The sequence below is a fragment of the Pseudomonas sp. NBRC 100443 genome, assembly GCF_030268185.1.
GTDB classification, from domain to species: Bacteria; Pseudomonadota; Gammaproteobacteria; order Pseudomonadales; family Pseudomonadaceae; genus Pseudomonas; species Pseudomonas citronellolis.
The window spans coordinates 126,240-148,955 of sequence record NZ_BSQE01000004.1 but is presented as its reverse complement, the minus strand read 5'-3'; the positions used below and the strand labels follow the sequence as shown (position 1 = coordinate 148,955).

Below are 22,716 nucleotides of genomic sequence, written 5' to 3'. Positions count from 1 at the left end.
ACGGGAATCACTCGAGAATGAACGCCAGAACCGCCCTGCCCTTGTTATTGATCACCCTGAGCCTGCTCGCCAGCCAGTGCCGTGCCGATGTCGAGCAGGCGTCGCGGCTGCAGGAACTGCGCAGCCTTGGCTACCGCTTCTGTACCAAGCTGTTGCTCTACTACGATCCCTCGGAGAAGTACCCGGATCCCGGCCTGCTTGTCGCTGCTCAAGGCGACTTGCAGCAGATGACCCAGCTGAGCCCTACCATTACCGGCGGCAACAGCCTGGCAGAGCCGCTCCAGCGCATTGAGGTCCTGCTCGGCGAGCTACGCAAGCAGCCACTGGCAGTGGTGCGCTCCAGTTACCCGAGCTGGCTGAATCCCTTGCTAGAACAGCAGGCGAAGCTCGATCGCGGTGCAGCCCAACTCCAGGCCGACCAGCTTCCGGCTGGCAGCCTCGCCGAGCAGATGCATGACCTGAGCCTGCTCAACAGCCAGTTGCAAGTGTTGTATCTCGCCCGCGGGTTCCAGTCGTTAAGCGTCGAGTTCCTCGACATGCGCGAGCAGGACTATGCCCTGCTTGATGGCAGGATTGTCCAGGGGTTCGCCGCACTGGAAAGCGGCGACCGCGACCAGGTCGAGTCGTTGAAGAAGCTGCGCCGCAACTACGAATTCATCCGCCACAACCTGCTTGACCCGGCACAGCGCGCAGCACCGGGGAGCGTGGCACTGTACCTGGGGCGCAACGCCCAGGCGCTCGACCAACTCGCCGACCGCTGAGCGCCAGGCGCGCGGTTTCCAGACGCCGCCTTTTCAGGAGGTCGCCGACGCGCTCTTGCGCCGCTGACGCAGCAGGCCTTTGAGGAAGATCATTGGTAACCGAACGATCACGCTCCAGGGCATCAGCGACAGCACCTGAGACATATCCTCGGGCTTGAGGTAGACCGCCATATTCATCGAGCCCATCATCTTGCCTTTCATGACCAGGTTGTCGCCGTCGAGCTGGAAGGACTTCAGGTCCATCATCTCCAGGCCGTCCTTGCTGAACATCTTCATCGTTGAGTCTCTCGCTGTGGGAGGTGGAAGAGACGGCGGGCCGCCGGAACGCCAGCCCAGGCCGCCGCCTGGCCGATCAGCCGATCAGCCGGTCGAAATCCAGGCCAAGGTCTTCGAACAGAACCTGCGCGACATTACGGCCCGAACCGCCGGTGATGCCGCCGCCCGGATGGGTACTGGCGCCAGCCATGTAGAACTTCGCCAGCGGCGTCTTGTACTGACCCCATCCCGGCACAGGCCGGTTGCCCCCCAACTGCCAGTTGTAGGCACCGATGTGCAGGATGTCAGCGTTAAGCATGGCGGGGTTGTGCCGCTCGATGTCCAGCGGCGTCTTGTAGGCCATGCCGATGATGTTGTCGTCTCCCATGTTGGTGGTCAGCTCGCGCATGTCGGCGACGAAACCGTCTGCCACTTCCTTGCCGATCTCGTCCCAGCGCTGCGCACCGCCCTTCAGGTTGTAGGGCGCGAAGGCATAGATGTGCATCATGCTCTTGCCCTCGGGTACCCGCGTCTTGTCGACCTTGTGCTGGCCGACATACGCAGCAAAGTCACGCCGCGGCTTGCCGTACTCCATGTCGCGGAAGGCCTGCGCGAAGTCCTCCAGGTGCGAGTGGGACTTCTCGATCCAGAAGAACTCATCGACCTGGGAGCCGATCTTGTACTGGGGCTCTTCGTGCAGCGCCAGATGCACCACGAACGGCTGAATGCTGCTGAACTTGTTGTTCTGCACACGCCGCTCGAAGCCTTCCGGCAGTTGCGCACCGGGCAGCATCTGGGGGAACACCTGCTTGGCGTTTAGGGTGGAGACCACAGCCTTGCTGGCGAGGATTTCCTCACCGCTGTCCAAAACGATGCCGCGAACCTCCTCGCCATTGTGAATGAACTCCTTGACCCTGCTGTTCAGCTTGATGGTGCCGCCGTGGTCCTCCAGGCAGCGCGCCAGCGCCTGAGTCAGTGCGCCAGAGCCACCCACGGGAATGCCGGAACCGAATTTGTGCATGAACGGCAGGATGATGTAGAAGCCGAAGCCGGTGCCATTGTCGAACGGGTTGGTCATGGCCTCGGAAGCGTAACGGGTGAGGCCGATCTTGACCCGCTCATCCTCGAACCATTCATCGATCAGCGCCCAGGAACTGATCGACTGGGCACGCATCATTTCCTGCCCCTGGGGACTCTGGTCGAGCATCGCCGCCTGCATGCCAGCGCTCGGTGGGATGTTGTACATGCCCATCACCAGCATATCGAGCATCTGGAACACCTGCTGGTTGAAGCGGCGATAGGCATCGGCATCGTGCTGCGAGAACTGCGCGATGGATTGGCAGGTCCGCTCCATGTCAGTGTAGAACTCGAGCACGCGGCCATCCTCGAAGATCGCCGCGGTCATCTTCTCCGGATTGACATACTTCAGGCCGTACCTGGACTGCAGCTCCAGCTCGTCATTACGCAGCAGCGGGTTGGCCTGCAGCATGGTGTGCGCAACCGAGCAGATGTCGTTGAGGAAGCCCGGCGCGATGAGTTCGCGGGTCATGGCGCCACCACCGATGCGATCGCTCTGCTCTACCACGCAGACGTTCACACCGGCCTTGGCCAGGTAGCACGCGGCAATCAGGCCATTGTGGCCACCACCGACTACGACTACTTCATACTTTTCCGTCATTCTTGTTTTCCTTCTCTGGGTTAAGGGTTGAGCCTCGGCCACCTTTTTCCGCGGGCCGTCATTCGCCGTGCCTGAAACCCAACTGCAAGCGAAGCGGACCGCGCAGAAAATCGTTCTGCAGCCACTCGACCTCTGCCAGCAACCGGATGTCCTGCATCGCTGGCAACAGCATCTCCAGCGCAATACGAACCTCGGCGCGCGCCAACTGCAGGCCGAGGCAGCTGTGGTTACCGTCACCGAACGCAAGGTGGCGTGAACCGGCCGGACGCTGGATATTCAACTGGGTCGGCTCGGCGAAAGCGCACTCATCGCGGTTGGCCGACACGAGATACGCCATCACCATGGCGCCAGCCGGAATGACCACACCGTCGAACTCCGCGGCGCCGGTGGTCTTGCGAATCACCGCCTGGGCCGGTGCCTCCAGGCGCAACATCTCTTCAATGAAACCTGGCAGCAGGTCCGTTCGCTCTCGCAGGCGCGCCGCCAGTTCGGGCTCCCCGGCCAGACGTAGCAGGCAGTTGCCCAGGAGGAAGGTAGTGGTCTCGTTGCCACCGACCATGAAGGTTTCCAGCACGTTGACGATGGCCACGTCTTCCAGCGCTTGTCCGTCGTCGGTACGGGCGTTGGCGACCAGCGAGATCAGGTCTCCCGTCGGGGCCTTGCGTCGCGCGGCGATGCGGTCGAGAAAATAGCGCCCCATCTGCGCAACGTTGCGCGCCACCTCCAACTGTCGCTCCGGCGCCTGCGGGCCCGCAACCCGGGACATGATTTCCCCGGCCCAGAAGCGAAAACGCTCGCGCATCTCTGGCTCGCCGCAGATGAAATCGGTGGTCACAGAGCCAGGCAGCGGCATGGCGAACTCGTTGACAAATTCCACGCTGCCGCGCCGGATCCAACACGCCATCAACTCGGTGACGATGGCGCGAATGCGTGGCTCGAACTTCACCACTTCAGTAGGTGTCAGCACCCGCGCCACCACGTTACGCACACGCTTGTGCTCGGGCGGGTCGGTGCGCATCAGCACAGGGCGCTCGGGATAATCGGCCATGATCTCATCGATCTGCGCTTGGACGGGACTGGGTCCGAACAGCGCAAAATCATTGCCGTCACTCACCCTGGCCGAGAATCCTTGCGGGTCGCGCAGCACTCGTTGCACATCGGCATGGCGGGTCACCGCCCAGACACCGGGGGCGATCTCACTGACGGGTGCCTGCTCACGCAGTTGAGCGAAACGGGCATGGGGACAGCCAGTCGAAGCGGACATCGGCGAGCACCTCCGAGGGCAAGTGCGGGAAAGAAAACAGGCGACTCAGCGCCGCCAGGGGTCGCCCATGGCGGAAGCCATCATCAGCATGTTCTGCAGGCCGCCATCGACCACGATGTTTTCGCCCGTGATGTAGGCAGCGTCGGACCCCGCGAGAAAGGCGATCACGGCCGCCTGGTTGTCCGGCGAGCCCACCATCTGCAGCGGATTGCGCTTGGCCGCGGCGTCGCGTTGCTGCGGATCGGAATAGCGGTTGTCGGTCATGCCGGTGTGGGTCGACCCTGGAGAAACGCTGTTGCAGCGAATCCCATCGGGCCCCCACTCCACCGACATCTGCCGTACCAGCATTACCAGCGCCGCCTTGCTTGCGCTATAGGCGCCCAGCGGTGGCGTAGGCTGGCCAGCGGAAACCGAAGCGGTAGCGATCAGCGCGCCACGCGACTTCGCCAGCCAGGGATGCGCCGCCTTGCCCAGGAGCCAGGTGGCACGGGTGTTGATCGCCAGCTCACGGTCGAATTCATCGGTGCTGAGCTCCAGCAGGCTATTGCGCTGGATAATGCCGGCATTGCTGACCAGCACATCGAGCCCGCCAAATGCTGCCACCGCGGCGCTCACTATCTGCGTCGGGACATTCGTGTCGCTCAGGTCACCGACGAAGGTTTCAACCTGCACCCCGTCCTCGCGCATCACTTGGGCAAGGGCCTCCAGCCCCGGCGCCGAAATATCGGCCAGCAGCAGTTGAACATCTGCGTCGCCACGCGAACGCGCATCCTTGGCCAGGCGCAATGCGGTTGCGCGGCCGATACCGCTGGCGGCACCAGTGACGATGGCTTTCATCCGAGAAATCTCCAGTGAATGGGTTCCAGCCAGCATCACGCGCCACTTCAGGGATGACACCTGCCAGAAAAGATAGGTTCGTCAGACGTCGTCCAGCAGTATGAAGCGCCTTGACAGGAAATAGCCACTTTATTCATATTGTGTTCAATTAGCTCAGTAAGAACCTAGCCTTCACGAGCAGGTCGTCCAATAACAATAAGAGAGACGAACCATGGAACTACTGGTAACCAAGCTGGTACCTCCGCTGGAGTCCACCCACCTGCTCGGCAGGCAGCGGTTGTTCCGGCAAGTCGACGAAATCACCTGCCATCGCCTGACGCTGGTCCAGGCCGCCGCCGGATTCGGCAAGACCAGCCTGCTCAGTCAGTGGTGGCATGCCTTGGGTCAGGTGCATTGCGCTGCCTGGCTGACTCTGGACCCCTCCGACCAGGAGCCGGTGCGCCTGCTCAGCTACGTTGCCGCTGCAATTGGCCATGCCGCCCCGACCCTGGCCCGGCCGCTGGACAAGCTGATACAGACCGAGCGCTACCTCAGCTCCGAAGTCATGCTCACTTCGCTGGTCAACGTTCTGGGCGAGAGCTCCGAACGGCTACTGCTATTCGTCGACGACGTTCATGTACTGGATGCCGCGGCGCTGCATACGCTGGCACGCCTCATCGAAACGGCGCCGCGCAACCTGCATCTGGTTCTGGCGTCACGAGTGCAGTTACCGATAGGCCTGTCCAAATGGCGGGCGCAGGACCAACTGCTGGAAATCGACGCACAATCGCTGCGTTTCACCAGCAACGAAGTGGAGAAGTTCTTCCGCTTCTCCGGCCATGTCGAATTGCCCGGACAACTGCTCGAGACACTGGAGAAGCGCACTGAGGGTTGGGCGGCGGGCCTCAAGCTGGGCAACCTGCTGCTGCGGCGCGCCGCCGACGCGAATACGGTTATCGAAGGTTTCTGCGGGAGCCACAGCGCTGTTGCCGATTTTTTTGCTGAGGAAGTGCTAGCTGCACAAAGTGCCGAAGTCCGCGACTTCCTGTTGATGACCGCCCCACTCGGACGCTTCTGTCCCGACCTGTGCGCGGCTGTGAGCGGCAATCCCGAAGCCCGACGCGTCCTCGATCAGATCGAAGCCTCCGGGTTGTTCCTGCAGCAGCTTGACGACCAGCGCCGGTGGTACCGCTATCACCACCTGTTCGCCGAGTTCCTTCAGCGACGTCTGCTCGATCAGGCCCCGGCAGCTCAGGCCAAGGTGTATGCCAGCGCCTCGGCTTGGTTCGAACAAAACGAGGCGTTCATCGAAGCCATCGACTATTCGCTCAAGGCCGGAGAACACCGCAACGCAGCACGGATACTCGAAACCTGCTGCCAGGACATGAGCTACAACGGGCGCATCCGGCTGGTCGCCCAGTTCGCCGAGCGCATTCCAGCGCCCATTCTCGACGATCACCCCACGGTGTTGCTGACGTGGGCCTGGCTGTTGACGCGCAGCCTCGACTACGAGGCTGCGCGGCGCCTGCTTCGGCGCGTCAAGGCCTGGCTCACGGCAGCGCAATGTCCGCCAGTGCGCCTGGCCGAAGTGCAAGGCCTGCTACGCCATCGGGAGATGACCCTGGCCGCTGCCGAGGACAAACTACCGCTGGTCGAAGAACATTGCCGCGCACTGATCGATGAGTCCGTCACCGACGCCCATCCCTATCTGACCGGGACCATCTATGCGCAGCTGCAATATGCCCAACGCGAACAGTACAAGCTAAACGACATCGAGCGCCTGGCAGCCATCGCCCAGGGCACCCTGCGCCGCTCCGGGTTCAAGTTCGCGCTGATCTCCGTGCAGTCGTTGATCGGACCGTCTCTGCATGCCTTAGGCAACAGCGAGGGAGCCATCAGCGCGCTGGAGGAAGGGCTCGACGAAGCCCAGCACTACGGTGGTCCCCACTCCGCCCTGAGTGCCCTGCCCGCCCTTCCGCTGGCGGCCATCCTTTACGAACGCAATGACTTGACTCGCGCGCAACGCCTACTGGAGGAAAACCTCCCGGTGGTCAGCGAATTCGGTTTCGTCGATCAGCTGCTTTGCGGCTACCTCACCCAGTCGCGGCTGCAATGCAGCAACGGCGACCGCGAAGGCGCGCGCCAGACTCTGGACCATGGCATGTCGGTGGCCCTGGATCGAGGTCTCGAGCGCCTGCGCCTGACTATCGTCGGCGAACGCATAAAGCAGTTGCTCGACGATCAGTGCTTCGAGCAAGCGCAGCAGTACGCCCGCTCTGCCGGGTTGCCTACGGCCGCCAAGATGGTCATACCCCGGCCTTCGAGCACCGGCAAGGACGAAGCCCAGGCGATTGCCTGGATACGCCTGGCTCTCATCCAGAACCATGTCGGTGAAGCACTCAACGTTGCCAAGCAGTGGCGTAGCTTCTGCAGTTCACGCAATGCCACGCGCTCGCTCATTGCCTGGAACCTCTTACTGGCCCAAGCTCAGCTGCTCGCTGGCGAACAACGCTGCGCGCTGCGCTCACTGCGGGACGCGATCACCCTAGCAGCCCCCATGCGCGCCATTCGCTGCTTCATCGACGAGGGGCCGGCCATCGCCGGGCTGCTGGCGAACTTGCACGAATCGCCATCGCAGTCCCGGCACTCGACGGACCTATTCGCCCGAGAACTCCACGAACTCTGCAACCCGGCTAGTGACGAACCTGCCACCACCTCAGGCTCCGAAGGCCTCTACGGACGCCTAAGCAAGCGCGAACTGGAAATCCTTTCGCTGGTCGGGATCGGCATGCGCAACCGCGAAGTCGCCACTCGACTGGGCATGACTGAAGGTTCGATCAAGTGGTACATGCAGCAGGTCTACGACAAGGTCGGTACTCGTCGTCGACTGAAGGCCGTCGAGCATGTCCGGCGCTTAGGGTTAATTCGCTGATGGTGCACCAAGAGTTTGACCACAATTGGGACGAAAGGAAGCAAACATCGGCTCCCAGGCCTAAAGTCGAAGCACTCCGAACGGAATAACCCGCCCTTACCTGATATCAATACTTGTGGTGGACCATCGTCGATTGATCGCTATTGCTGCAACTAACCGCTTCGACTACACAGGCGCCAACTGGCGGATATCGCCACTACCGTCGTGCTGCCCGGCATCCACCTACAACAGGTACCCGGCATAGAGGTTGCACTGCAGGCTCGCCAGCGGCAGGCCCTGGTCCTCGCCGAGCAGTTGCGCCGACAATGCCGTACCCGGAGGGTCCAGGCGCGGATAGTGGCCGAAGTTGCTTGCTAGGCTTGGAGCCAAGACTCAACCACATCGTTACCGTATTCAGCCTTCCAAGCCTTCAGCACCTTGTGGTTTCCCCCCTTAGTCTCCACCACTTCGCTAGTGTTCGGATTCTTGTAGACCTTCACCACACGCTCACGGCGCTTGGATTGCGATACGCGCGCACCGCGGATACTCGCTGCAGCAGTTACTGATGGATCGAGGATTGCCACGATGTCGCGAAGAGACTTGCCGTACTCGCCCATCAGCGCTTTCAGCTTTTCTTCGAACTCAATTTCCTTTTTGAGGGCTGTATCGTTCTTAAGGGATTCGAGATGAGCCAGTTGGTCAGCAAGAGCCTTTTCTGCAGCACGGAACTCAGCAAGCTTCGACATCAAGATAATCCCAATAAAAATGGATGACCCGCAGAGCATATCCGACTCTGCAGATCATCCCAACTAGCGGATCTGTGGTTAGCGATTAGTAACCACGAGGGATGCGACCGACGCGGAGCATCCTGGCCCCCACAGACTTCACCCGCAACGACTGCCCATCCTCGATCAGGTAGTGGCAGGCCTTGATCACATTGCGCCTACCAACTGCGTCCTTACGGCTGAACATCCCTACCCCACGGTCATCCTCATACTTTTCTTTCTCGTGGTTGCAGCTGTGGATATACCCCCGGCCTTTGGTGATCTTCCTCCACAGCCCACCGATGGCTTCAGCCTTGGCATAGTCACTGCGTACCTCCCGACCATCGAAGAAGAACGCCGCATGGATGTGGTAACCCATGTCCTCGCCCTGCTCCACTGCACAGATGTAGCCCGTCTCATACTGGAAGATCGGGTTGTGCTCCCTCGCTCGAATCAGCCTGTCCAGGTCCTCGAAGACGTCCTCTACCTTCAAGCGATTACGTACAGCCTCCCGGTAGTACAGATTCACCCTCACCACCACAGTGCGTGAACGGCTATCCAGCACCCGTTCCACGTATTCAGTCACTGTCTGCCGATTCAGCTTCTCCCGATAAGCACGGTCATTCTTCCCACGCTTGAACCACTTGGTCTGTACGTGCTCCCGGATCCTCTCCACGAGCCAGTTGTAGGTCTGGGCCTCTGACAGGAGCCCTCCCTCGCTCTCGTCCATGCACGTCATCCCGAACATCCCGAACTCAATGCCGATGTCGTAGCACGCCTCCTTGAATGCGAGCAGGTGTTCACTCAAGGCGTACGTCTCGTCATGCACCAGGTGATACATCTGCCGAACGTGATCGAAGTACCGAGAGAGCCTGGTTCTCTCGATGACCTCATCCCCCTGTGCGTCGTAGCTGATCCTGAATGCAGGACAGTCATGACGGATCACTGCGTTCACGAGTCGTTCGATCTGGATAGCGATGTCGGATTGGGATAGGTGTTTGGCTGTTTGCTTGATCATGCTGTGTACCTGGTTGTTGGAAGACATACCAAGTACGGAGTGGGTATTTTTAAACTGGAGAGGTGGGTAGCTAGTCACCTCGCTATAGCTATCCATCTGTGGCTATAGGTGAGTGGGTGTAATTGGAGAAAGGTAGGTGATTAGAGATAGGTTATTGGAGATGGAGTAGGTGTATGGATTAGATAGATGGTTAGAGATAGTTAGTAGCTATATCAATAAACCACACCGCCCTGCTCGCCAAACAACAAGCGCCATCGAGCATCCAGACGAAGAACACCAAGCGTAACCGGGGAAAATCACAGAGCAGGCAACTGGGAGTTATCTGAGAAAGAGCACTAACCTAAGCAGACGGCAGAGCTACCCGATGACCAGGGAGTCCCTGGTCATCGGGTAGCTCTATCGCCATTAATGCTTACCTACTGCCTGGAGTTTCTCATCACGTTCAGCGATCCGCTCAAGGATCCACTCGTGCACTTCGCTCTCCAACCAACGAACGCAACGCTCCCCCACAGATAAGGGAAGCGGGAACGTGCCGAGAGCTATGTACTTATAGATGGTCGAGCGCGCAAGGCTGGTGAGGTCCATGACCTCTTTCAAACTGATGATCCTCATGGACATGGATGGTGCTCCTGTATTGGTCCAGAGGATGGGCAGACAGAGGAAAAATTAACCAATACTGGCAACTAGAACACCTCATCCGTCCTAGCTATACAGGAAGCCTTGAAGAACTACTGAGCTAGTCCCTCACAGTAAAAGCTACGTATTGGGTTACGATGCTAGGCAGCCGAGCCACGAGCGATCGAAGCCTGCATCAGGCCCTACGACCTCAACACAGGCCATCCATAGGCGGAAAAAATCGAGCTAAGCCAGCAACCATCAGCAATGGCACCTCAAACCCAATAGACTAGACAAAAGTAAAATTCATGTGGTATTTATAAATTTTATCTACTATAGATGACCTATGATGACGATAGAGATGAATTAGAATTAAGCTTCAGAACAACTATAAAAATAACATTAAAAGAATACTTTTTTAATTTTGAGATAGAAGAATGGCAGTAAATACAAACGATAATTTATCTAGAATTCTTAGTGATACAAAAATAGATAACCGTAGAGACATATGGCTCTGGTTCACATTAATAAGAAATGGAATAGATCTTGGGCCATACATAAGTTTCGACAGAGGAATGCGAGACAAGATTGCCGACGCCCTTCATCACGACAGGCAACTAAAAATAGCTGTACTCGAAGAAGTACCGAACCAACTTCTTCCCGACGTTGAATTAAAATGGATAACCGAAGAGAAAAGGCAACTAGAATGGATCAACACCAAAATCTTAGAAAAGACCAATATTAGCCATCTAAAACTTCCAAGAGAACTATCCGGAAGAACACTAACAATAGCCTTAATTGACCTAATGGATATTGGAGTTACTGCAAAGAAAATATTACTAGAAGAAATCAAAGGTAAATGGTCGGAACAGAAAGCAAATGACAAGTTATTTTCTTGGTTCAAAGATGATAAAGAAAAATGCGAGCTTGCTTGGGAGTGGATAAGAAGAAACGAACCAAGCAGATATCTACCGAAAGAAAAATTCGAAGACCAGGAAGACCTTCTTATGTTCTTCGATCGAACAAAATTCAGAAGAGAGCAGTGTCTTTACTATATTGAAAAAATCAAGAAAAGCCACAGCCAAGCAAAATACAAAAGCAGGCTAAAAGATAAAAAACAGTACAATTTCATCCTCCACAACAAAACAATAGAATCTCTAGATCGAATTGCAAACGCATACGAAATAAGTCGAGCCAGAACTATAGAGATACTAATAGAAATGGAAGAATTCAAAAAAGAATACATCCCAGAAAAAATAAAGAACATAAAGCTTCTTAACGGGGACTAACCTAGCAAATGAACATCTTAAAACTGCCAAGAGATAAACTTGGCAGTGTCAACAGAAAAAGGAGGGGCATCACGCCTTACCTAGACACTGGAGTGCATCCCCCCTAGCGAACGAGCGCCTACAGGCTCAAAGGCCACTTCCTGATAGATTGCTAACATGTTTCCGCCGTTGCGACCGAAAATGGCAATCTGGGCAGTCACCAAGCAAGCGAGGCCCTAGTAAAGGGTGCCCATCAAACAGGTCGGAAATGCGGGATGCAAGGTGAAGAGGGACCGAGCAGTTCGGCACATACCGCCGACACGTGCACCAGCACCTTGAGCCATACAAGAAATGTATCAAATTCCAGCGAGCTTCAAAGTATGGGTAAAGGTGTGGGTTAAAGGCATATTTAATATAAAAATATCTTAAAAATCAATAAGATGATAAATTAAAATGCCGCCCACAAGCCGGCTTTTTTAATGCCTGCAGGAATCCCCCATCCGCCCGGGAGACACTTCGTCTCGACCGCTGCCAGGGCAACACAAGTCACCATCGAACGTGCGTAGGGATCGATATGAGACCTCGAGGCGTCGATGCTCCCAAGGTGCTTGTTTCCTGTGAACCTGGCGTCCTAAAGAAGCGCCAGGCCCAGAGAGGGGGCGAAGCGCTCGAGAAACTCGTCCAACGCGGCGTACTCCAGGTACGGCAGCCCACTGGAGTCCTCTGCCTCTCTTCGCACCAGTTGCCTGTTACTGGCAATCGGGATACCCCAGCCACCGCTCCGGGTTCTGCAGGAGACAGGATCTAAAGCCGGACCGCCCTCCGCTCGCCTACTATCAACCCCATCGATCATCATCATCAGCTCAAACGAATTCATATCGCTTTTCACCGATATATAGTTCGTTCCCAAGCGATACACACAAAGGCAGCGATGAGCGAAGCACTGAACCTCGACGAGATCTTCAAGGCCCTGGCCCACCCCGTGCGGCGCGACATGTTGCGCTGGCTGAAGGAGCCGGAGCGCTATTTCGACGAGCAGGAGCACCAGCCTTTCGCCATCGGCGTCTGCGCCGGGAAGTTCGACCAGCGCACCGGGTTGTCGCAATCCACCGTCTCGGCGCATCTGGCCACCCTCCAGCGCGCCGGATTGGTGACCAGTCGGAAAATCGGCCAGTGGCACTTCTTCAAACGCAATGAAGACACCATCGCGGCCTTTGTTCGCCACTTGAGCGAAGCGCTGTAGTCGCAGCGATCTGCCTAGAACGTCCCACTTTTTTTCAGGAGCAGGCGCATGCCCCTTCCGCTTCTCGTCCTCGCTTTGTCCGCGTTCGCCATCGGCACCACGGAATTCGTCATCATGGGGCTGCTGCCGGACGTGGCCGGCGACCTCGCGGTGTCCATCCCCAGCGCCGGCTGGCTGGTCAGCGGCTATGCCTTCGGCGTGGCCATCGGCGCGCCCATCATGGCGCTGCTGACCGCCAGGCTGCCGCGCAAGCGCGCGTTGCTGATGCTCATGGGCATCTTCATCCTCGGCAACTTTCTCTGCGCGGTGGCCGCCAGCTACGGCATGCTGATGCTGGCGCGGATCGTCACCGCGCTGTGCCATGGCGCCTTCTTCGGCATCGGTTCGGTGGTCGCCGCCGGCCTGGTGCCGGCCAACCGCCGGGCTTCCGCCGTGGCGCTGATGTTCACCGGACTGACCCTCGCCAACGTGCTCGGCGTGCCCCTGGGCACCGCGCTGGGCCAGGTCGCCGGCTGGCGCTCGACCTTCTGGGTGGTGACGGTGATCGGCGTGTTCGCACTCATCGGCCTGTGGCGCATCCTGCCCGCCGGGCACGACGAAGAGGCCGTGGACCTGCGCCAGGAAGCCGCGGCCCTGCGCAGCGGCCAGCTGTGGCTGGCGCTGGCCACCACCGTGCTGTTCTCCGCCGCGGTGTTCGCCCTGTTCACCTACGTTGCGCCGCTGCTCGGCGAGGTCACCCAGGTGTCGCCGCGCGGCGTGACCTGGACCCTGGTGCTGATCGGCCTGGGCCTGACCTTCGGCAACATCCTCGGCGGCCGCCTCGCCGACTGGCGCCTGGGCACCACCCTGGCCGGAGTGTTCGCCACCATGGCCGTGGTTTCCGCGGCGCTGAGCTGGACCAGCCACGCGCTGCTGCCGGCCGAGATCACCCTGTTCGTCTGGGCCGCGGCCGCCTTCGCCGCCGTGCCGGCCCTGCAGGTCAACGTGGTGCGCGTCGGCCAGGCCGCGCCCAACCTCGTCGCCACCCTGAACATCGGCGCCTTCAACGTCGGCAACGCCATCGGCGCCTGGGTCGGCGGCAGCGTCATCGACCACGGCCTGGGCCTGACCCGCGTGCCCCTGGCCGGCGCCCTGCTCGCAGTACTGGCGCTGATCGCGGTGATGATCGCCTTCAGCGGCAAGCCCAACCAGGCGCAGCCCGTCCTGGACTGAACCCACCATGCATCTACCGAACATCCACCGAACATCCCGTAACGGAGCACCGCAGCAATGACCACGCTCTTCGACCCGATCACCCTCGGCGACCTGCAACTGCCGAACCGCATCATCATGGCCCCGCTGACCCGCTGCCGCGCCGACGAGGGCCGCGTGCCCAACGCGCTGATGGCCGAGTACTACACCCAGCGCGCCGGCGCCGGCCTGATCCTCAGCGAAGCCACCTCGGTGACTCCCATGGGCGTCGGCTACCCCGACACCCCCGGCATCTGGTCCGACGACCAGGTGCGCGGCTGGAGCAACGTGACCAAGGCCGTGCACGCCAACGGCGGGCGCATCATGCTGCAGCTGTGGCACGTCGGCCGCATCTCCGACCCGCTGTACCTGAACGGCGAAACGCCGGTGGCGCCCAGCGCCATCAAGCCGGCCGGGCACGTCAGCCTGGTGCGTCCGATCAAGGAGTTCGTCACCCCGCGCGCGCTGGAGACCGAGGAAATCGCCGACATCGTCGAGGCCTACCGCCAGGGCGCCGAGAACGCCAAGGCCGCCGGCTTCGACGGCGTGGAGATCCACGGCGCCAACGGCTACCTGCTCGACCAGTTCCTGCAGAGCAGCACCAACCAGCGTACCGACCAGTACGGCGGCTCCATCGAGAACCGCGCGCGCCTGCTGCTGGAAGTCACCGACGCCGCCATCGAGGTGTGGGGCGCCGGCCGCGTCGGCGTGCACCTGGCGCCGCGCATGGACTCCCACGACATGGGCGACGCCGATCCGCTGGCGACCTTCGGCTACGTGGCCCGCGAACTGGGCAAGCGCGGCATCGCCTTCATCTGCACCCGCGAGAAGGAAGGCCCCGACAGCATCGGCCCGAAACTGAAGGAAATCTTCGGCGGCCCGTACATTGCCAACGAGCGCTTCACCAAGGCCAGCGCCAACGCCTGGCTGGCCAGCGGCAAGGCGGACGCAGTGGCCTTCGGCATCCCCTTCATCGCCAACCCGGACCTGGTGGAGCGCCTGGCCAAGGACGCGCCGCTGAACGAGCCGCATCCGGAGACCTTCTACGCCAAGGGGCCGGTCGGGTACCTGGATTACCCGCGGTTGTAAGGACAGGGTATGAAGAAAAGGGCGTCTCCTGGAGGCGCCCTTTTCGTTTGTGGCGGATATGTTGCCAACTGCGCCGGCGCGCTTTTCGTAGGATGGGTTGAGCCTGCGAAACCCATGCCGTGGTGGGTGATGGGGTATCGCTTCGGTTGAGGGTTAAGAGCCTAGAGCCCCTCTCCCCAGCCCTCTCCCTGAAGGGAGAGGGGGCTAGACCGTGCCGAGAGGGGGCCTGGCTTTAACCGGCAGTCTCTGGGCTAGCCGGCTGACTCCATCCAAGCGCTCCGAACGGTCCCCTCTCCCTTCAGGGAGAGGGAACGGAGCCAACCCAAAGCACGAAAGCCACCGATGAATACCGTTACAAACCATGCAGGAGCGCGCCCTGCGCGCGAATCGCGGGCAGGGCGCGCTTGAGACAATAAATCTTAGCGAGGTCCCTCACTCGTCTGCCGCCTTGTTGCGTTCGTAAAAGAAGCAGACGCCGATGATGAAACCGAACAATCCCACTGTCGGCAAGTCGATCATCCACAGCCGGAATGGTGGCTGCCAATACATCAACACACCCCCTATCAACACCAGCGCCACCGCCAGCCAAGTCCTGCTGGAACTTTTCCTCACACAACGGAACAGCACCAGCATCAGGACAAAGGCGACGAACAGATGGATCAACTCGCTGAGCATCATGTCGGGTGGGCTCGGGTAATCAGAGTCGATTGCAAGGTGGCCAGGGGACCGATACCGCCACCGACACTGGCCGCCACGCTCAATATCCTGTCGCCGGCATGAAAACTCCTCAGCCGAGAAAGTGAGTACTTTCTTACCGCCCCACCTGCGGCAATACCGGCAAACTTGTTGCCGAAGCCTACCAGGCCCCCGGCAATGCCACTCAGGGTGAGCGCGACCTGGAGATTCTGCGTATTTAGAGCATCCGCCACTTGTCGAATCAGCGGTTCGGACAGGGCGACTTCAAGACTGCATTCCCTGTCTTTGACCTGCATATAGTCGAATAGTCGAAGACTTCAATGACGAAGTCGGCGACATCCTGATTCGGCAGCGACGTCGATGAATAGCGCAGCAACCTCAGGCGATTGCGTTCATGGAGCTGCAAACGGATGCTGGTCAGCGCAAAACAGATGCCCCGGCTGCTGCAAATCGATCGTTGTTGCGTCTCCACATACCGAGCCTTTGTCCATAAAAGGCCCTAGCAGAATGGAATCGCTTTGCCCGGCATAGCCCGCGGAGCACAAAGACGAAAGTGCTGACATGCATACAAGAGCCTGGACATTCCAGGTCGTATGAGCGCTATAGGATTTATCCGCGATCCAGCCCCAGTGCAGGCCTGATGCTTATCGCGGATAAGATTCGCTCCGCACATTCCCATGTAGGAGCGCGCCCTGCGCGCGAATCGCGGGCAGGGCCCGCTCCTACACGGGCGCTCAGCGATTGGTCAGCTGCTGCTGGAGGTTCTGCACCTGCGCCTGCAGCGCGTTGATGTTGCGCGTGACCTGGGCGCGGAAGGCGTCGAATTCGGCGGTGCTGCCGCCCTGCTGGCCCTGCTTGCCTTCAACTTCGCTGCGCAGGATCAGCAGGTCGTCCTGGATGCTCTTGATCGACTGGCTCTGGTCGCCGCGCTTCTTCAGCGCCGCGACGTCGGCGCTCAGGTTCTGGATCTGCGCGTTGGCGGTGGCCAGGTCGCCCTGCAGGCTCTTCACCTTGGCCTGTTCGTCGGCCAGCGACTTGATCTTGCCGTCGAGCTGGGCGATCAGCTGCGCGGCGCTGTCCTGCTGGGCCTTGAGTTCGTTGCTCAGTTGGTCGAGGCGCTTGGCCTGCTGGCCGTCTATCTGCGACAGCGAGTCCTGCTGCTGGCGCGCCTGGTCGGCGAGCCGGCCCTGCAGCTGCTTGACCTGCAGCTTGAGCTGCTCGCGCTCGCTGGTCACCGAGGACTCGTTCTGGACGAACTTGCCGCGGATGTCGTCGAGGCGGCCGGCGGCTTCCTCGCTGATCTTGGCGAAGCTTTCCTGGGTGGCGATCAGCTGGTGCTCCATCAGCGCCAGCTGCTGGTGGCTCCACCAGGCCAGGCCCCCGAGGGCGATGGCCATGGCCGCCACCAGCGCCCACAGCGGCCCGGTGCTGGCGCCGCCCTTGGGCTGGGGCGCCAGGCGCTGGCCACCGGGCTCGTAGACGCGGCGCGGATGGTGGCCGAACTCGTCGCGGTCGGCGGCGTCGGTGGTCAGGCTGGGCACATCGTCGAAGTCGTCGAAACTGTCGTTACGCATGAAGGAAACCTGTGGGGGAAAAGCGGCATGGCGCCTGCGCAGGGCGCAGTATATCCGTTCGCGCCGGCGGCTTGGACAGCGCGCCATCGGGGGGCGCGGCGCACCGCGGCGGCGCGTGCGGGCCCTGGCAGAGACCACGCCGGCGCGGCCGGGGTTCCCGCCAGGCCGCGGAAATAGTGGCAAGGCGACAGTATGGCATATGCCTTGCTCCGCCTCCGCACCGGCGCCGCCCTGGCGCCCACTGCGGGGGAGGGAGTTGGGTGATCGAATTCAACAAGGCCATCCTGGACTGCATGCGCGAACTGCGCCGCCGTCTGCGCGAGGAACAGGCGCTGGACATCCGGTTCCAGCAAGCCGATGCCATCGCGCTCATGCTGCGCGCCTGCGAGGGCTCCAGCCGGGACGACACCCGCGAGCTGGGCCAGCGCCTCAGCGAGCTGAGCGGCGTGCGCCTGCCGCGGGTGGTGCAGGAGCCGAGCTTCCTGCCCAGCGAGTCCGGGCAGCGGCATTACTCGGGGCCGTTGCGCGGGTGACGGCGGGGTCGGGTGCAGCAAGACCCCGGGCGATGGGTTTCGCTGCGCTCTACCCATCCTACGAAAGCCGCGACGGATGCTTCAGAGCCCGCTGGCTTTCCACCAGTCGCAGAACTCGTCCACCGCGTCCCACAGGCTGGCGCGCGGCTCGTAGCCGAGGAACTGGCGGGCGCGGCTGATATCCAGGCTGAAGTCCTTGGCCAGCACCGCCATGCCCATGCGCGTGAGCACCGGCTCGGGGCGGCCCGGGCGCAGGTAGCAGAGACCCTCGTTCAGCGCCGCCACCGACCAGGCCAGGGGATAGGGCATGTGCGCGGTCACCGGCGGCAGGTCGAGGCGGCGCATCACGTAGTTGACCACGTCCCACAGCGGCACCGGCTGGCCGTTGCTGATGTTGTAGGCCTGGCCCAGCGCGGTGCCGGTGACCAGCAAGGCGCTGAAAAGGGCGTCGTTGAGGTTCTGGATGCTGGTGAAGTCGACCTTGTTCAGACCCTTGCCGATGATCTTCAGCTTGCCCTTGCGCTGCGCCGCGATCATCCGCGGGAAGATGCTGGTGTCGCCGGCGCCGGTGACGAAGCGCGGGCGCAGCGCCAGCACCTCCAGGCCGAACTCGGCGGCGCCCAGGGCGACCTTCTCCGACTGGTACTTGGTGGCGCCGTAGTGGTTGGCGAAGCGCGTCGGCACCTGGTCCTCGTTCAGGCCGACGTGGGCGCGGCCGTCGAAGTAGATCGACGGCGAGGACAGGTGCACCAGGCGCCGCACGCCCTGTTTCAGGCAAGCCTCGACCACGCTCTCGGTCATCACCACGTTGGCCTGGTGGAAGTGTTCGTAGGGGCCCCACACGCCCACCGCGCCGGCGCAGTGCACCACCGCATCGACGCCCTCGCACAGGCGCCGCACCAGGGCCGCGTCCGCCAGGTCGCCCGGCATGAACTCCGCGCCCCGCCGCACCAGCGGCTCCAGGGCCTCGGCGCGACGGCCGTTGACGCGCACCGCCAGGCCCTGTTCCAGGGCGAAGCGGGCGAAACGCCCGCCGATGAACCCGCTGGCGCCGGTGACCAGAATCTTCATGCACGCACCTCTATAGTTGTTGTCTGCCGACTCTAGCAGGCCACCCGCCCGGCCACGCTGGCCGCGCACGCCAGAACGGCGTCCTTGCGAGCCGCCCGACTCGCGGCCGGGTGACAGCCGGCGTCGAGGCCGGTTAGAACCACGGCGATCCTTCCCCGTTCCCTGTGCGAGGCCCCGAATGAGCAAGCCCTACTGGATGATCTACGGCGCCAACGGCTATACCGGCCGCCTGGTGGCCGAGGAGGCCCGACGCCAGGGCCTGAGCCCGCTGCTGGGCGGGCGCGATCCCGCCGCCGTGCAGGCGCTGGGCAGCGTGCTGGGCCTGGAGTGCCGGGTATTCGGCGCCGAGGGCACGGGCGCGGCCCTGGCCGACGTCGCCGTGCTGGCCAACTGCGCCGGGCCCTTCTCCGCCACCGCAGCGCCGCTGCTGGAGGCGTGCCTGGCCAATGCCACGCACTACGTCGACATCACCGGCGAGATCGGCGTCTTCGAACACGCCCACGGCCTGGACGAGCGTGCCCGCGCCGCCGGCTGCGTGGTCTGCCCCGGCGTCGGCTTCGACGTCATCCCCACCGACTGCGTCGCCGCCTGCCTGGCCGAGGCCTTGCCCGACGCCACCCAGCTGGCGCTGGGCTTCGACACCGGCAGCGGGCTCTCGCCGGGCACCGCCGCGACCACGGTGGAAGGCCTGAAGCTGGGCGGCAAGGTGCGCCGCGACGGCCGCCTGGTGGAGGTGCCGCTGGGCTACAAGCGCCGCGACATCGACTTCGGCCGCGGCCTCAAGCATGCCGTGAGCATTCCCTGGGGCGACGTCGCCACCGCCTTCTACAGCACCGGCATCCCCAACATCGAGGTGTACCTGCCGGCGCCGCCGCTGGCGGCCCTGGGCATGCGCCTGATCGACCCACTGCGCCCGCTGCTCGGCCGCGACGGCGTCCAGCATTGGCTCAAGCGCCAGGTGCAGCAGCGCGTGAAGGGCCCCGACGAGCAGGCCCGCAGCCGGTTGCGCACCTGGGTCTGGGGCGAGGTGCGCAACGGCCGCGGCGAGCGGCGCACGGCGCGCCTGGAGACCGCCAACGGCTACGACGTCACCGTGCACGGCGTGCTCCTGGCCGTGCGCCACCTGCTCGGCCACGACGGCCCCGGCGGCTACTTCACGCCCTCGCAGCTGTTCGGCCCGCGCTGCGTGGAGGCCCTGCCGGGCAGCGGGCGCATCGTCATCCGCGGCTGATCGGCACCAGGCTGGCGGCGGCCCGGCGCAGCAGGTGGGCGGTCAGCGCGGCGAGCAGTTCGCCGCCGTTGCGCCAGTGGTGCCAGTACAGCGGCACGTCGATGACCTGGCCCGGCAGCAGTTCCACCAGTTCGCCGCGGGCCAGTTCGCCCTGCACCTGCTGCTCCGGCACCAGGCCCCAGCCCAGGCCGCCGCAGGTCATGCGCACGAAGCCCTCGGACGAAGGGCACAGGTGGTAGATGAAGGTGCCGTCCACGCCGAGGTCGGCAAGGTAGCGGTGCTGCAACTGGTCATCCGGGCCGTAGACGATCGCCGGCGCCCGCACCAGGGCCTCGACGCGCACGCCCTCGGGGAAATGCCGGGCGACGAACGCCGGGCTGGCCAGCCCGCGGTAGCGCATCGCCCCCAGCGGCTCGCTGCGCGCGCCCGCCACCGGCCGCGGGCTGGCGCACAGGCAGCCAGCCACCTCGCCGGCGCGCATGCGCTTGAGGCCCACCTCCTGGTCTTCCACCACCAGGTCCAGCAGCACCCGGCGCTCGGCGCAGAAATCACCGATGGCAGCGGCCCACCAGGTCGCTAGGCTGTCGGCGTTGAGCGCCAGGCGCAGGCGCTCGGGCGAGCCGCCCTCGTCCAGCGCCGGCACCCACTGCTGCAGGTCGCCCTCCAGCAGGCGCACCTGCTGCACGTGGTTGAGCAGGCGACGGCCCAGCTCGGTGGGCTGCGGCCGCGCCGCGCGCACCAGCACCGGCTGGCCGACGCGCGCTTCGAGCAGCTTGATGCGCTGCGAGATCGCCGACTGCGACAGGCCCAAGGCCTGGGCGCCGCGTTCGAAGCCGCCCTGCTCCACCACCGCCGCCAGGGCGGCCAGCAACTTGTAGTCGAACATCAGTTTTCCTAATGAGCCATCAACAGGATTCGTTTTCCTTATACAGGCACAAGCCCCAGACTCGCCAGGCATTCCCCCTCGAACCCGCCCACCGGAGCCCGACCATGCCTGGCCTGACCCTCTCCGTTTCCTCGCTGCCCCGCCAGTGCTCCAACTGCCAAGGGAGGGCCTGAACATGTGGCAGAGCTACCTCAACGGCCTGCTAGTGGCCGCCGGCCTGATCATTGCCATCGGCGCGCAGAACGCCTTCGTCCTGGCCCAGAGCCTGCGCCGCGAGCATCACCTGTCGGTGGCCGCGCTCTGCGTGCTGTGCGACGCCGTGCTGGTCAGCGCCGGGGTGTTCGGCCTGGCCAAGGTGCTGGCGGAGAACCCCACGCTGCTGGCCGTGGCCCGTTGGGGCGGGGTGATCTTCCTGACCTGGTACGGCGCCAAGGCGCTGCGTCGCGCCATCGCCCCGCAGGCCATGGCCGACGCCGGGCAGACCGGCCCGCGCTCGCGCCGCGCGGTGCTGATGGCGGCGCTGGCGGTGACCCTGCTCAACCCCCACGTGTACCTGGACACCGTGCTGCTGATCGGCTCCCTCGGCGCCCAGCAGGCCGCCCCCGGCGCCTATGCCATGGGCGCGGCCAGCGCCTCGCTGCTGTGGTTCTTCACCCTGGCCCTGGGCGCCGCCTGGCTCGCGCCCTGGCTGGCGCGCCCGGCCACCTGGCGGCTGGTCGACCTGATGGTGGCGGTGATGATGCTCGGCATGGCCAGCCAACTGGTGTTCGCCGCCTGAGCCCGACGACGAAACAGATCGAACCCCGAAGCCTCGCGGCAGTCGACCCCAGTGCGCGGGAACGCCCCGCATCGGCACTGGCGCGCGGCTTTGCCCCTACAGTTGCTGCGTGGATATGCCGGGGGGCGGGTGCTATGATCCGAGGTTCGCGGCGCCAGCCTGCCAGGCCTGCTGGACGCACCCGACGCGCGCCTCGCTCTGCGGAGCAGGGGCGCTACGTACGGATGCCGCGACAATCACGAACCGGCCCCGTGTACCGGTCGCGCGTTCGCCGCGCTAGCCCTGACCTGAGGAAATAGGAGAAACACCATGGCTTTCGAATTGCCGCCGCTGCCTTACGCCAAGAACGCCCTTGAGCCGCACATTTCCGCGGAAACCCTCGAGTACCACCACGACAAGCACCACAACACCTACGTCGTGAACCTGAACAACCTGATCCCGGGCACCGAGTTCGAAGGCAAGAGCCTGGAAGACATCGTCAAGACCTCTTCGGGCGGCATCTTCAACAACGCCGCCCAGGTGTGGAACCACACCTTCTACTGGGAATGCCTGGCTCCCAACGGCGGTGGCCAGCCCACCGGCGCCCTGGCCGATGCCATCAACGCCGCCTTCGGTTCCTTCGACAAGTTCAAGGAAGAGTTCACCAAGACCGCCATCGGCACCTTCGGCTCCGGCTGGGCCTGGCTGGTGAAGAAGGCCGACGGCTCCCTGGCCCTGGCCAGCACCATCGGCGCCGGCAACCCGCTGACCAGCGGCGACACCCCGCTGCTGACCTGCGACGTGTGGGAACACGCCTACTACATCGACTACCGCAACCTGCGTCCGAAGTACGTCGAAGCCTTCTGGAACCTGGTCAACTGGGACTACGTGGCGAAGAACTTCGCTGCCTGATACCCTCGGTTGCTCCGCGGAAACCCGGCCTGAAGCCGGGTTTCTGCTTTCTGCGCGCCAGAAGGACAAGGCTCGGCTAACCTGAGAGTCGGATTTGGTCGGAAAAAGGGTGATGGCCCTTTGACGTCAAAGCTCCGTTTGCCA

23 protein-coding genes are annotated in these 22,716 nt (G+C 62.4%); 10 read left to right on the top strand and 13 right to left on the bottom strand.

Going from position 1 to position 22,716, the window contains the following annotated elements; translation table 11 throughout:
* Positions 1–17 precede the first annotated feature (17 nt).
* A complete protein-coding gene (locus QSJ95_RS06940; RefSeq protein ID WP_285641061.1) occupies positions 18–761 on the top strand; it encodes a hypothetical protein in 744 nt (247 codons plus the stop codon).
* 33 nt (positions 762–794) lie between these two features.
* Here QSJ95_RS06940 and QSJ95_RS06935 read toward each other — a convergent pair whose 3' ends face one another.
* From QSJ95_RS06935 to QSJ95_RS06920, 4 genes are all read right to left on the bottom strand, one after another.
* Positions 795–1,037 carry a hypothetical protein gene (locus QSJ95_RS06935; RefSeq protein WP_285641060.1) on the bottom strand — a complete coding sequence of 81 codons (243 nt, stop codon included), beginning with the start codon at positions 1,035–1,037 and terminating at the stop codon, positions 795–797.
* 76 nt (positions 1,038–1,113) lie between these two features.
* Entirely contained in the window at positions 1,114–2,694 is a 1,581-nt protein-coding gene (locus tag QSJ95_RS06930; protein ID WP_285641058.1) for a phytoene desaturase family protein, read from the bottom strand.
* A 58-nt stretch (positions 2,695–2,752) separates the two neighbouring features.
* On the bottom strand, positions 2,753–3,958 hold the full coding sequence (locus QSJ95_RS06925) for a cytochrome P450 (protein WP_285641055.1): 1,206 nt from the start codon (positions 3,956–3,958) through the stop codon (positions 2,753–2,755).
* Positions 3,959–4,003: 45 nt separating this feature from the next.
* Positions 4,004–4,795 (bottom strand): SDR family NAD(P)-dependent oxidoreductase, encoded by a 792-nt coding sequence (locus QSJ95_RS06920; RefSeq protein WP_285641053.1) that lies wholly within the window; start codon positions 4,793–4,795, stop codon positions 4,004–4,006.
* 211 nt (positions 4,796–5,006) lie between these two features.
* Between QSJ95_RS06920 and QSJ95_RS06915 the strand changes: the two genes are divergently transcribed.
* Entirely contained in the window at positions 5,007–7,706 is a 2,700-nt protein-coding gene (locus QSJ95_RS06915) for a winged helix-turn-helix domain-containing protein (RefSeq protein ID WP_285641051.1), read from the top strand.
* Positions 7,707–7,928: 222 nt separating this feature from the next.
* On the opposite strand, the gene QSJ95_RS06910 is transcribed toward QSJ95_RS06915, so the two are convergent.
* From QSJ95_RS06910 to QSJ95_RS06895, 4 genes are all read right to left on the bottom strand, one after another.
* Positions 7,929–8,075, bottom strand: a complete 147-nt coding sequence (locus QSJ95_RS06910; RefSeq protein ID WP_285641049.1) for a hypothetical protein — start codon at positions 8,073–8,075, stop codon at positions 7,929–7,931.
* Positions 8,060–8,431 (bottom strand): histone-like nucleoid-structuring protein, MvaT/MvaU family, encoded by a 372-nt coding sequence (locus QSJ95_RS06905; RefSeq protein ID WP_285641047.1) that lies wholly within the window; start codon positions 8,429–8,431, stop codon positions 8,060–8,062. The genes QSJ95_RS06910 and QSJ95_RS06905 overlap by 16 nt, the downstream gene beginning before the upstream one ends.
* Before the next feature lie 85 nt (positions 8,432–8,516).
* A complete protein-coding gene (locus tag QSJ95_RS06900) occupies positions 8,517–9,467 on the bottom strand; it encodes a YagK/YfjJ domain-containing protein (protein WP_285641046.1) in 951 nt (316 codons plus the stop codon).
* Positions 9,468–9,872: 405 nt separating this feature from the next.
* Entirely contained in the window at positions 9,873–10,079 is a 207-nt protein-coding gene (locus QSJ95_RS06895) for a helix-turn-helix transcriptional regulator (RefSeq protein WP_024128445.1), read from the bottom strand.
* A 440-nt stretch (positions 10,080–10,519) separates the two neighbouring features.
* On the opposite strand from QSJ95_RS06895, the gene QSJ95_RS06890 reads away from it, so the two are divergent.
* The 4 genes from QSJ95_RS06890 to QSJ95_RS06875 all read left to right on the top strand — a co-directional run bounded on the left by QSJ95_RS06890 (position 10,520) and on the right by QSJ95_RS06875 (position 14,912).
* Positions 10,520–11,371, top strand: a complete 852-nt coding sequence (locus QSJ95_RS06890; protein ID WP_285641044.1) for a hypothetical protein — start codon at positions 10,520–10,522, stop codon at positions 11,369–11,371.
* 910 nt (positions 11,372–12,281) lie between these two features.
* Positions 12,282–12,593, top strand: coding sequence for an ArsR/SmtB family transcription factor (locus tag QSJ95_RS06885; RefSeq protein ID WP_043273253.1), 312 nt, complete (start codon positions 12,282–12,284; stop codon positions 12,591–12,593).
* Positions 12,594–12,641: 48 nt separating this feature from the next.
* Positions 12,642–13,805, top strand: coding sequence for an MFS transporter (locus QSJ95_RS06880; RefSeq protein WP_285641041.1), 1,164 nt, complete (start codon positions 12,642–12,644; stop codon positions 13,803–13,805).
* Between the two features lie 57 nt (positions 13,806–13,862).
* Positions 13,863–14,912, top strand: coding sequence for an alkene reductase (locus QSJ95_RS06875; RefSeq protein WP_058070295.1), 1,050 nt, complete (start codon positions 13,863–13,865; stop codon positions 14,910–14,912).
* A gap of 432 nt (positions 14,913–15,344) precedes the next feature.
* Here QSJ95_RS06875 and QSJ95_RS06870 read toward each other — a convergent pair whose 3' ends face one another.
* The 3 genes from QSJ95_RS06870 to QSJ95_RS06860 all read right to left on the bottom strand — a co-directional run bounded on the left by QSJ95_RS06870 (position 15,345) and on the right by QSJ95_RS06860 (position 17,182).
* Positions 15,345–15,590 (bottom strand): hypothetical protein, encoded by a 246-nt coding sequence (locus QSJ95_RS06870; RefSeq protein WP_009615887.1) that lies wholly within the window; start codon positions 15,588–15,590, stop codon positions 15,345–15,347.
* The gene (locus QSJ95_RS06865; RefSeq protein WP_285641038.1) at positions 15,587–15,904 is read right to left on the bottom strand and encodes a hypothetical protein; all 318 of its coding nucleotides are present in this window, start codon (positions 15,902–15,904) and stop codon (positions 15,587–15,589) included. Before QSJ95_RS06865 ends, QSJ95_RS06870 begins: the two co-directional genes overlap by 4 nt.
* 438 nt (positions 15,905–16,342) lie before the next feature.
* Entirely contained in the window at positions 16,343–17,182 is an 840-nt protein-coding gene (locus tag QSJ95_RS06860; RefSeq protein ID WP_043273258.1) for a kinetochore Spc7 family protein, read from the bottom strand.
* Positions 17,183–17,445: 263 nt separating this feature from the next.
* Here QSJ95_RS06860 and QSJ95_RS06855 point away from each other — a divergent pair, with 263 nt between their 5' ends.
* The gene (locus QSJ95_RS06855) at positions 17,446–17,715 is read left to right on the top strand and encodes a hypothetical protein (protein WP_024128440.1); all 270 of its coding nucleotides are present in this window, start codon (positions 17,446–17,448) and stop codon (positions 17,713–17,715) included.
* A gap of 81 nt (positions 17,716–17,796) precedes the next feature.
* On the opposite strand, the gene QSJ95_RS06850 is transcribed toward QSJ95_RS06855, so the two are convergent.
* Positions 17,797–18,786, bottom strand: coding sequence for an NAD-dependent epimerase/dehydratase family protein (locus QSJ95_RS06850; RefSeq protein ID WP_043314051.1), 990 nt, complete (start codon positions 18,784–18,786; stop codon positions 17,797–17,799).
* Between the two features lie 178 nt (positions 18,787–18,964).
* On the opposite strand from QSJ95_RS06850, the gene QSJ95_RS06845 reads away from it, so the two are divergent.
* On the top strand, positions 18,965–20,017 hold the full coding sequence (locus tag QSJ95_RS06845) for a saccharopine dehydrogenase family protein (protein WP_285641035.1): 1,053 nt from the start codon (positions 18,965–18,967) through the stop codon (positions 20,015–20,017).
* On the opposite strand, the gene QSJ95_RS06840 is transcribed toward QSJ95_RS06845, so the two are convergent.
* Positions 20,004–20,903 (bottom strand): LysR family transcriptional regulator ArgP, encoded by a 900-nt coding sequence (locus QSJ95_RS06840; protein ID WP_285641034.1) that lies wholly within the window; start codon positions 20,901–20,903, stop codon positions 20,004–20,006. The two genes, QSJ95_RS06845 and QSJ95_RS06840, sit on opposite strands and share 14 nt — an antisense overlap.
* Before the next feature lie 175 nt (positions 20,904–21,078).
* Here QSJ95_RS06840 and QSJ95_RS06835 point away from each other — a divergent pair, with 175 nt between their 5' ends.
* Both QSJ95_RS06835 and sodB read left to right on the top strand, forming a co-directional pair.
* Entirely contained in the window at positions 21,079–21,681 is a 603-nt protein-coding gene (locus QSJ95_RS06835) for a LysE/ArgO family amino acid transporter (protein WP_009615881.1), read from the top strand.
* 309 nt (positions 21,682–21,990) lie between these two features.
* Complete coding sequence (gene sodB, locus QSJ95_RS06830) at positions 21,991–22,572, top strand: superoxide dismutase [Fe] (protein WP_043314054.1); 582 nt, start codon at positions 21,991–21,993, stop codon at positions 22,570–22,572.
* Positions 22,573–22,716 lie beyond the last annotated feature (144 nt).

What these genes read in the sequence shown, in the direction of transcription:
- QSJ95_RS06940 (WP_285641061.1), top strand. Translation starts at nt 18, where the DNA reads ATGAACGCCAGAACCGCCCTGCCCTTGTTATTGATCACCCTGAGCCTG.
- QSJ95_RS06935 (WP_285641060.1), bottom strand. Translation starts at nt 1,037, where the DNA reads ATGAAGATGTTCAGCAAGGACGGCCTGGAGATGATGGACCTGAAGTCC.
- QSJ95_RS06930 (WP_285641058.1), bottom strand. Translation starts at nt 2,694, where the DNA reads ATGACGGAAAAGTATGAAGTAGTCGTAGTCGGTGGTGGCCACAATGGC.
- QSJ95_RS06925 (WP_285641055.1), bottom strand. Translation starts at nt 3,958, where the DNA reads ATGTCCGCTTCGACTGGCTGTCCCCATGCCCGTTTCGCTCAACTGCGT.
- QSJ95_RS06920 (WP_285641053.1), bottom strand. Translation starts at nt 4,795, where the DNA reads ATGAAAGCCATCGTCACTGGTGCCGCCAGCGGTATCGGCCGCGCAACC.
- QSJ95_RS06915 (WP_285641051.1), top strand. Translation starts at nt 5,007, where the DNA reads ATGGAACTACTGGTAACCAAGCTGGTACCTCCGCTGGAGTCCACCCAC.
- QSJ95_RS06905 (WP_285641047.1), bottom strand. Translation starts at nt 8,431, where the DNA reads ATGTCGAAGCTTGCTGAGTTCCGTGCTGCAGAAAAGGCTCTTGCTGAC.
- QSJ95_RS06900 (WP_285641046.1), bottom strand. Translation starts at nt 9,467, where the DNA reads ATGATCAAGCAAACAGCCAAACACCTATCCCAATCCGACATCGCTATC.
- QSJ95_RS06895 (WP_024128445.1), bottom strand. Translation starts at nt 10,079, where the DNA reads ATGAGGATCATCAGTTTGAAAGAGGTCATGGACCTCACCAGCCTTGCG.
- QSJ95_RS06890 (WP_285641044.1), top strand. Translation starts at nt 10,520, where the DNA reads ATGGCAGTAAATACAAACGATAATTTATCTAGAATTCTTAGTGATACA.
- QSJ95_RS06885 (WP_043273253.1), top strand. Translation starts at nt 12,282, where the DNA reads ATGAGCGAAGCACTGAACCTCGACGAGATCTTCAAGGCCCTGGCCCAC.
- QSJ95_RS06880 (WP_285641041.1), top strand. Translation starts at nt 12,642, where the DNA reads ATGCCCCTTCCGCTTCTCGTCCTCGCTTTGTCCGCGTTCGCCATCGGC.
- QSJ95_RS06875 (WP_058070295.1), top strand. Translation starts at nt 13,863, where the DNA reads ATGACCACGCTCTTCGACCCGATCACCCTCGGCGACCTGCAACTGCCG.
- QSJ95_RS06870 (WP_009615887.1), bottom strand. Translation starts at nt 15,590, where the DNA reads ATGATGCTCAGCGAGTTGATCCATCTGTTCGTCGCCTTTGTCCTGATG.
- QSJ95_RS06865 (WP_285641038.1), bottom strand. Translation starts at nt 15,904, where the DNA reads ATGCAGGTCAAAGACAGGGAATGCAGTCTTGAAGTCGCCCTGTCCGAA.
- QSJ95_RS06860 (WP_043273258.1), bottom strand. Translation starts at nt 17,182, where the DNA reads ATGCGTAACGACAGTTTCGACGACTTCGACGATGTGCCCAGCCTGACC.
- QSJ95_RS06850 (WP_043314051.1), bottom strand. Translation starts at nt 18,786, where the DNA reads ATGAAGATTCTGGTCACCGGCGCCAGCGGGTTCATCGGCGGGCGTTTC.
- QSJ95_RS06845 (WP_285641035.1), top strand. Translation starts at nt 18,965, where the DNA reads ATGAGCAAGCCCTACTGGATGATCTACGGCGCCAACGGCTATACCGGC.
- QSJ95_RS06840 (WP_285641034.1), bottom strand. Translation starts at nt 20,903, where the DNA reads ATGTTCGACTACAAGTTGCTGGCCGCCCTGGCGGCGGTGGTGGAGCAG.
- QSJ95_RS06835 (WP_009615881.1), top strand. Translation starts at nt 21,079, where the DNA reads ATGTGGCAGAGCTACCTCAACGGCCTGCTAGTGGCCGCCGGCCTGATC.
- sodB (WP_043314054.1), top strand. Translation starts at nt 21,991, where the DNA reads ATGGCTTTCGAATTGCCGCCGCTGCCTTACGCCAAGAACGCCCTTGAG.